This window comes from Bradyrhizobium pachyrhizi (assembly GCF_001189245.1).
GTDB lineage: Bacteria > Pseudomonadota > Alphaproteobacteria > Rhizobiales > Xanthobacteraceae > Bradyrhizobium > Bradyrhizobium pachyrhizi.
The window spans coordinates 69,556-76,522 of the sequence record NZ_LFIQ01000124.1 but is presented as its reverse complement, the minus strand read 5'-3'; the positions used below and the strand labels follow the sequence as shown (position 1 = coordinate 76,522).

At 64.2% G+C, this 6,967-nt stretch carries 3 protein-coding genes and 1 tRNA gene; 3 read left to right on the top strand and 1 reads right to left on the bottom strand.

Features of this window, described 5'->3' with window-relative positions; translation table 11 throughout:
* Nucleotides 1-127 precede the first annotated feature (127 nt).
* Nucleotides 128-1,906, bottom strand: coding sequence for an acyl-CoA dehydrogenase family protein (locus AKL29_RS38815; RefSeq protein WP_050387815.1), 1,779 nt, complete (start codon nt 1,904-1,906; stop codon nt 128-130).
* 232 nt (nt 1,907-2,138) lie between these two features.
* On the opposite strand from AKL29_RS38815, the gene AKL29_RS38810 reads away from it, so the two are divergent.
* From AKL29_RS38810 to AKL29_RS46190, 3 genes are all read left to right on the top strand, one after another.
* Nucleotides 2,139-2,213, top strand: a tRNA-Gln gene (locus AKL29_RS38810).
* Between the two features lie 289 nt (nt 2,214-2,502).
* On the top strand, nt 2,503-5,607 hold the full coding sequence (locus AKL29_RS38805; protein WP_050387957.1) for a DEAD/DEAH box helicase: 3,105 nt from the start codon (nt 2,503-2,505) through the stop codon (nt 5,605-5,607).
* Between the two features lie 742 nt (nt 5,608-6,349).
* On the top strand, nt 6,350-6,967 hold a 618-nt coding region (locus tag AKL29_RS46190; RefSeq protein WP_244482663.1), incomplete at its 3' end, for a porin.

The following is a 6,967-nucleotide window of genomic DNA, read 5'->3' as shown; positions in this document are numbered from 1 at the left end:
GTGGGTCCCTGCTTTCGCAGGGACGACAGCTGTGATGCCGCACGTCGTGTGCATCAAACGAGCGAGGAGGGCCTTTGGCGACCACAGCGCGTTGGGCCTCCTCACCTCGCTGACGGTGGAAGGTATCCTACCCCGCCAGCACCGCATCCGCGCCGGTCACCGCCTCGGCGCTTTCGGTCACGGTCTTTTCCAGCGACGGCGCCTGTACGGCGATGTTCTCGGCGAAGAAGCGCGCCAGCGCGACATAGCGCTGCGGCTCGGCTTCGCCGTTCGCCTTGGCGGCCAGCGCCTCGCCGGCGAGCATGCAGCCACCGGCCGTTGCGGCGAACAGCCGCAGATAGGGCGTTGCGCCGGCCAGTGCCTCGTTCGGCGCCGAGGCGAGGCGCTCGAGCAGCCATTTGCTGGTGCGCTCCAGCGCGGCATGCGCGTCGCGCAGCTTGGCGCCCGTGGTGCCGAACGCCGGATCGTTGGAGGTCTCGACCTGCTTGATGACGGCAGCGAGCTCGTCCAGCAGCGCCCAGACCGAGGCGCCGCCATTGGCGCCGAGCTTGCGGGTGACGAGGTCGATCGACTGGATGCCGTTGGTCCCCTCGTAGATCGAGGTGATGCGGGCGTCGCGATAATGCTGCGCGGCGCCGGTCTCCTCGATGAAGCCCATGCCGCCGTGGATCTGTACGCCGAGATAGGCGACCTCGTTGCCGATGTCGGTAGAGAACGCCTTGGCGATCGGGGTCAGCAGCGCGCCGCGGGCAGCGGCCTCGGCGCGCACCTTGGCGTCCTTGGCGCGCACCGAAACGTCGAGCGCGACCGCGGTGGCGTAGCAGATCGTGCGCGCCGCCGCCGTCATGCTGCGCATCTGCATCAGCATGCGCTTGACGTCGGGATGCACGATGATCGGATCCATCTCGTCGCCCTTGCGGCCGATAGCTTTCCCTTGCCGGCGCTCCTGCGCATAGGCCAGCGCCTGCTGATAGGCGCGGTCGGCAATGCCGACGCCTTCGAGGCCGACGCCGAGGCGGGCCTGGTTCATCATCGTGAACATGCAGCGCATGCCCTGGTTTTCCTCGCCGATCAGATAACCGACCGCGCCACCCTTATCGCCCATCGTCATGGTGCAGGTCGGCGATGCGTGCATGCCGAGCTTGTGCTCGACGCCGCTGGCATGGATGTCGTTGCGCTCGCCGAGCGAGCCGTCGGCATTGACCAGGAATTTCGGAACCAGGAATAGTGAGATTCCCTTGGTGCCCGCGGGGGCATCGGGCAATCGTGCAAGCACGAAATGCACGATGTTGTCGGTCATGTCGTGCTCGCCGTAGGTGATGAAGATCTTGGTGCCCTTGATGCGATAGGTGCCGTCGGGGGCGCGTTCGGCGCGGGTGCGCAGCGCGCCGACGTCGGAGCCGGCATTGGGCTCGGTGAGTTGCATCGTGCCGGTCCACTCGCCGGTGACCAGCTTCTCGAGATAGGTCTTCTTCAGCTCGGCGCTGCCATGGGCATCGAGCGCCTCGATCGCCGACAGCGTCAGCAGCGGGCAGAGGCCGAAGGCGACGTTCGACGCGCTCCAGATCTCGGTGCAGGCGGCGTTGACCGCGAGCGGCAGGCCCTGGCCGCCGAACGCCTCCGGCCCCGACACCGCATTCCAGCCCGCGGCGGTCCAGCGCTGATAGGCGTCGGGCCAGCCCGGCGCGGTCGTCACCTTGCCGTTGTCGAGCTTGATGCCGTGCTCGTCGCCGACACGATTCAGCGGCGCCAGCACGTCGGAGGCGAACTTGCCGGCTTCTTCCAGCACCGCAGCGGTGATGTCGCCGTCGAAATCGCCGTAGTGGCCGGCCTCCACGGCGGCAGCGAGGCCCGCACCGTGATTGAGGGACAGCAGGATATCGTTGATCGGCGCACGGTAGGTCATGGCGTTACTCCCGACGAGGCGTTTGCAAATTGTCATCCCATGAAACCGGCGGCCTCTCAACAGTCCGAACGGACATCGTACGGTCTGTTTCGGCCACCGCGGCGTCGCCTTATAAGTCGCCTTATAATAAGAGTACCGTCATCATCCTGCGGCTTTCGTGCCTTTTCGATCGCCGCCCTGTTGAAATGGCGGGACTCACCCTATAGACCGACGTGGCCTTCGATCGGTGCGTTGGGGCGTAGCCAAGCGGTAAGGCAGCGGATTTTGATTCCGCCATTCGGAGGTTCGATCCCTCCCGCCCCAGCCAGCAAACAAGCCATTGATTTCAAGAGAGGAATCGATTTTTGCCGGCCGCCCCCGCCGCCATTTCGGGCGGATTGGGCCGGCTAGCTGGAAATCTGTGCCGCTTTGGTTTCCATGGCGGCGGGCGACAAGCCCCGAGTCGTCCGGAGACGCAGGTCACCGGGCGATCGTAATCACGATATAACGACGGATCTGACGTGGCGAATACCAAGAAGGCCCGCGCTGCTGCTGGCGCGAAGAAGAAAAGCAAGGGATCGGCGCGTTCCGGGATCTCGTCTTCCTCACCGCTTGGCATGCTGGCGCTCCATCTTCTCGAGCAATGGAAGAAGTCCGGGCGGGACGGCATCGTTTTCCTTGCGGAAAGCGAGAACAGGGCCGAGCGCCTGGGCAGCGTGCTGCATTCGCTCGATCCCTCGCTCGAGGTGCTGGTGTTCCCGAGGCTGAATACCCTGCCCTTTGACGGGCTGGAGCCGTCACGAGAGATCGCCGGCCGGCGCAGTTCGGTGTTGAGGCGCCTCGCCCGGAGCAAGAAGCCGGTCTTCCTGGTATCGACGGCGGAGGCGATCATGGAGCGGTTGCCGTTGCCCGCCAGTTCGGCGCGCCTCAGCATCAGCTTGAAGGTGGGGGCGGGCTACTCCGAGCGGGAACTCAAGGATCGTCTGGAAGCTCTGGGATACGATCTCGACGAAGAGGCGGATTATCCCGGCAGCGCTCTGTTCCACGGAATGACGTTCGAGGTATTTCCCGCGGGCGCGCTGGGGCCGTTCAGAATTGAGCATTCCGGTGGCGTGATCCGCAGAATCGCCGGTGTCGATCCGGACGAGCACGACGTCGTGTTCGACGCGGAGGAACTGCACATCGACCCCATGTCCGAACGGATCGCGTTGGGAGGCAAGCGGGTGCAGCGGGCGGCGCTGCTGGATTATTGTGAGCGTGCGCGCTGGATCGCGGACGCGGGCGTGTCAGGCCACGCTGATAGCTGGCTGAGCACGATCAAGGAGGCGGCCGGCCGCAGGGAGGCGGAGCGCGAGTATCTGGGGCCCGCTGACTGGAAACGGCTGACCAGACGGATGAGCTCGCTGCCCCGAAAGGCAGCTTTCACCGCCACGCCCGACTTCTCGAAGGTCGCCTCGTCGCGGAAAGCGCTTCGCGCATTTGTCGCCGACACCGAGCGCGCCGGATCGCGGCTGCTGTTTGTCGCGGCGGTCGAGGATGACCTGCGCGCGATGGAGCGAATGAGCGGGATCAAGGCGGAGCGCTTCGCAAACTGGAACGAGGCGGCGAAGGGGCGAGGCGGCGCAGGCGCGCTGCTGGCCGACTTCGACACCGGCTTCATCGGCTCAGGGCGCAAGCCGCTCGTCGTCGTGACGGCGACCGACGTGCTCGGCAGCAGGGCGCATCATCCGCAGCCTATGGCGAGAGCCTGGAGTTCGGCTTTCGATCATCCCGACGTGCCGGAGCGCGACGCGGTCGTCGTGCATCTGCAGCGCGGGCTGGCCGTGCTCGATGGCTTGCAGACCTTCGATGTGGGGAAGGGATCATCGCGCGAGATGATCAGGCTGGCATTCGCGGGGGACGATGCCGTCCTCGTTCCGCCGGCCGATCTTGCGCTGATCTGGCCGTATGCCGCGGAGCTCGGCAAGCTGGCACTGGACAGGGCCGATGGCAGTACGTGGTGGACGCGCCGAACCAAGGCGGAGCAGGAAATTCAGACTGCCGCCAAGGCGCTTGCCAAACACATCGCGCAACGGCGCCGCCGGCGCGCTTCCAAGCTGGTCGCTCCCGGTCCCGCATATGAGCGGTTCGTCGCGCGCTTTCCATATTTCACGACCGTCGACCAGGCGAAGGCAATTCGCGACGTGCTGGATGACCTTGCCTCCGGTCATCCAATGGATCGGGTCGTCTGCGGCGACGTCGGGTTTGGCAAGACCGAGGTGGCATTGCGCGCGGCGGCGGCCGTTGCGCTGTCGGGCAAGCAGGTTGCCGTGGTCGTGCCGACGACCGTTCTGGCAAGGCAGCACGTCGCAACCTTCCGCAAACGGTTTGCCCCGCTTGGCATCGAAGTGGGAAGCCTGTCGCGGGCGACGTCGTCTCCGGAGATGAAGGAGACCAAGGAGGGCCTGCGAAGCGGCAAGATGAAGGTCGTGGTCGGCACGCAGGCGATCGCATCGAAGGACGTGAAGTTCGCCAAGTTGAGTCTGGTCATCATCGACGAGGAACAGCACTTCGGGGCGGCGGAGAAGGCGAAGCTTTCAGGCCTGGCGAAGGGCGTCCATACGCTGTGGATGAGTGCCACGCCGATTCCGCGCACGCTAGCGGCGGGCCTTGCGGGATTCAGGGAGCTTAGCGTGATCGCATCTCCGCCCGTTCATCGGCTTCCGGTCGCGACCAGGATCGCTCCGCTCTCGGACGCCGCCATTGCCGCCGCATTGCTGCGCGAGCAGCGACGTCACGGGCAAAGCTTTCTGATCTGTCCGCGCATCCAGGATCTGGATCCGATGCTGGCGCGCGTGCAGTCGATGGCCCCGGAGCTCCGCATCGTCTGCCTGCACGGCAAGCTGCCCGCCGACGAAATCGACGATCGAATGATGAGTTTCGTCGAAGGCGAGGCGGACGTCCTCCTGGCGACCAACATCGTGGAAAGTGGTCTCGACATCCCCAGGGCGAACACCATCGTGGTCTGCTGGCCGGAAAAGTTCGGTCTGGCACAGCTCCACCAGCTCAGAGGCCGGGTGGGACGCGGCGGGACGCGCGCCTTCGCATACATGCTGACCGAATCCAGTTCGGAACAATCCGGGAGGCGTTTGGCCGTTCTGGAGGAGTTCAGCAGACCGGGCGCCGGTTTCGCGATCAGCGAGCGGGATCTCGACCTCAGAGGCGCCGGGGATCTGCTTTCGGAACGGCAATCCGGCCATGTGCAGGTTTTCGGTCCGGTGCTGTACAGCCACCTTCTCAAGCAAGCCTCGGAGAAGACCAACGACCGGTCCGCCGATCTGTGGGTACCCGATCTCAACCTTCCGCTCGCGGATTTGCTGCCCAGGAGCTACGTACAATCGGAATCCGTGCGGCTTGAAATCTATGGCCGTGCCGCGAGGTGCCGGAGCGAAGACGATCTGGAAGATCTCGAGGAAGAGACCTCGCGACGCTTCGGCAGGCTGCCGTCGGCCGGTCGGGACTTCTTCGCCGCGGCGAGGCTCAGGATCGATTGCAAGCGGCGAGGGATCGTGAGGCTCGATGTCGGCCCGGAGGCCGTCGCGGCGACGTTCCTTCCCGGGAGGCTGCCCAAATCCAGAGCACGTTCGCTCGAGCGCGATGGCGATCGCGTGTTCTATTCGGACAACATACACGAGCCGCCTTTCGAGCGGATCGAGGATCTCCTGGACATTTTGGACGAGTGAGCGCGACGCGGCTCCGTCGGAGACGAGCCTTGCGGATGCACCGCGTACAGTAGAGATGTTTCAGCGCGCTGCGGCTGCGGAGAACAAATCGACCGATTCTGCGCGCTGACATCCCAGTGACATGTAGCATCGTTACTGCACATGCGTGGCAAACCGCCCGCCGTCATTCGGCCTGCTCCGAGCCATCGGAAAGCCCCCTTCCAGACGCGAGTCGACGGTATTCGGGGCGGGTTATGTTGTTCAAATCTCGGCGTTTTGGGCCGAAATGTCGTGCCCGGGATACCGGAATCAGTGCTGCCGAAGCCGGCTTCAGCTTTCGCTTTCTCAGTAGGACTACGCGTTTTGCACACCGTTCCGCGCGGTGTTGCCCAATCTTGTGCCCGATAGCGGTAACTGAAATATTCGTATTGTATTTCAATGACTTGCGGAAATGCCGCAATTCAAAAGCCCGTGATATTTGTGCAACATTTGCCCGAAAACAGCCGCAACTCGCCGCAAACCGAGCGGTCTTTTGTTGCGTGATCGGGGGCCTTCTGTCTCATATGGAACTACGACGGAGGGGGGCATCCCGAGGTCGTCCCGTTCTAGGTGGTTCGCTTAAGTCCCTCGCGTTCATGCGGGTGTGTCCGAAGGCGCGAAGCGACTAAGCGGGGATTTTAAGGGACAAAGGGAACCAACCTGAGGGTGTTTTACCCGGCGGATCCGGAACCTTCCCTGAGATAGAGCAACTTGGAGGTTTAACATGAAGATGGTTAAGAGCCTTATCCTCGGCTCGGCGGCGGCTCTCGTCGCGGTCGGCGGAGCTCAGGCGGCCGATCTTCCCGTCAAGGCCAAAGCGGTCGAGTACGTGAAGGTTTGCTCCCTGTATGGTCCCGGATTCTACTACATCCCGGGCACCGACACCTGCATCAAGCTGGGCGGCTACCTGCGCGTCGACGTCCTGGCGAACACCAACTCGGACCACACCGGCAACACCTCGGGTGCTGGTGGTGCGAACAACCGCTTCACCAACGGCTACACCTGGCGTTCGCGCGAAGATCTGAACATCGATACGCGCACCGCGACCGAATACGGCGTGGTCCGCACCTTCTTCGATGCGACCTTCTCCTGGACCTCGGACACCTATGCCGGTCAGGGCAACGGTGCGACCGTCTACTCGCCGATCGGCGCGGTTTCGGCTCCGAACAACGCCAACTCCGGCGCGGTTGCAGGCGGCACGGTCGGCGTCTACTACGCCTTCATCCAGTTCGCCGGTTTCACCATCGGTAAGGCGGTCTCGCAGTTCTCGGCTCCGTGGGCCAACTATCCGGGCAACAGCTACGACGGTCTCGTCGGCGGCGGCGGAACGATCACCGGCGTG

Excerpts from the sequence above, each read along its gene's own strand:
- AKL29_RS38805 (WP_050387957.1), top strand. The coding sequence starts at position 2,503 with ATGCTGGCGCTCCATCTTCTCGAGCAATGGAAGAAGTCCGGGCGGGAC.
- AKL29_RS38815 (WP_050387815.1), bottom strand. The coding sequence starts at position 1,906 with ATGACCTACCGTGCGCCGATCAACGATATCCTGCTGTCCCTCAATCAC.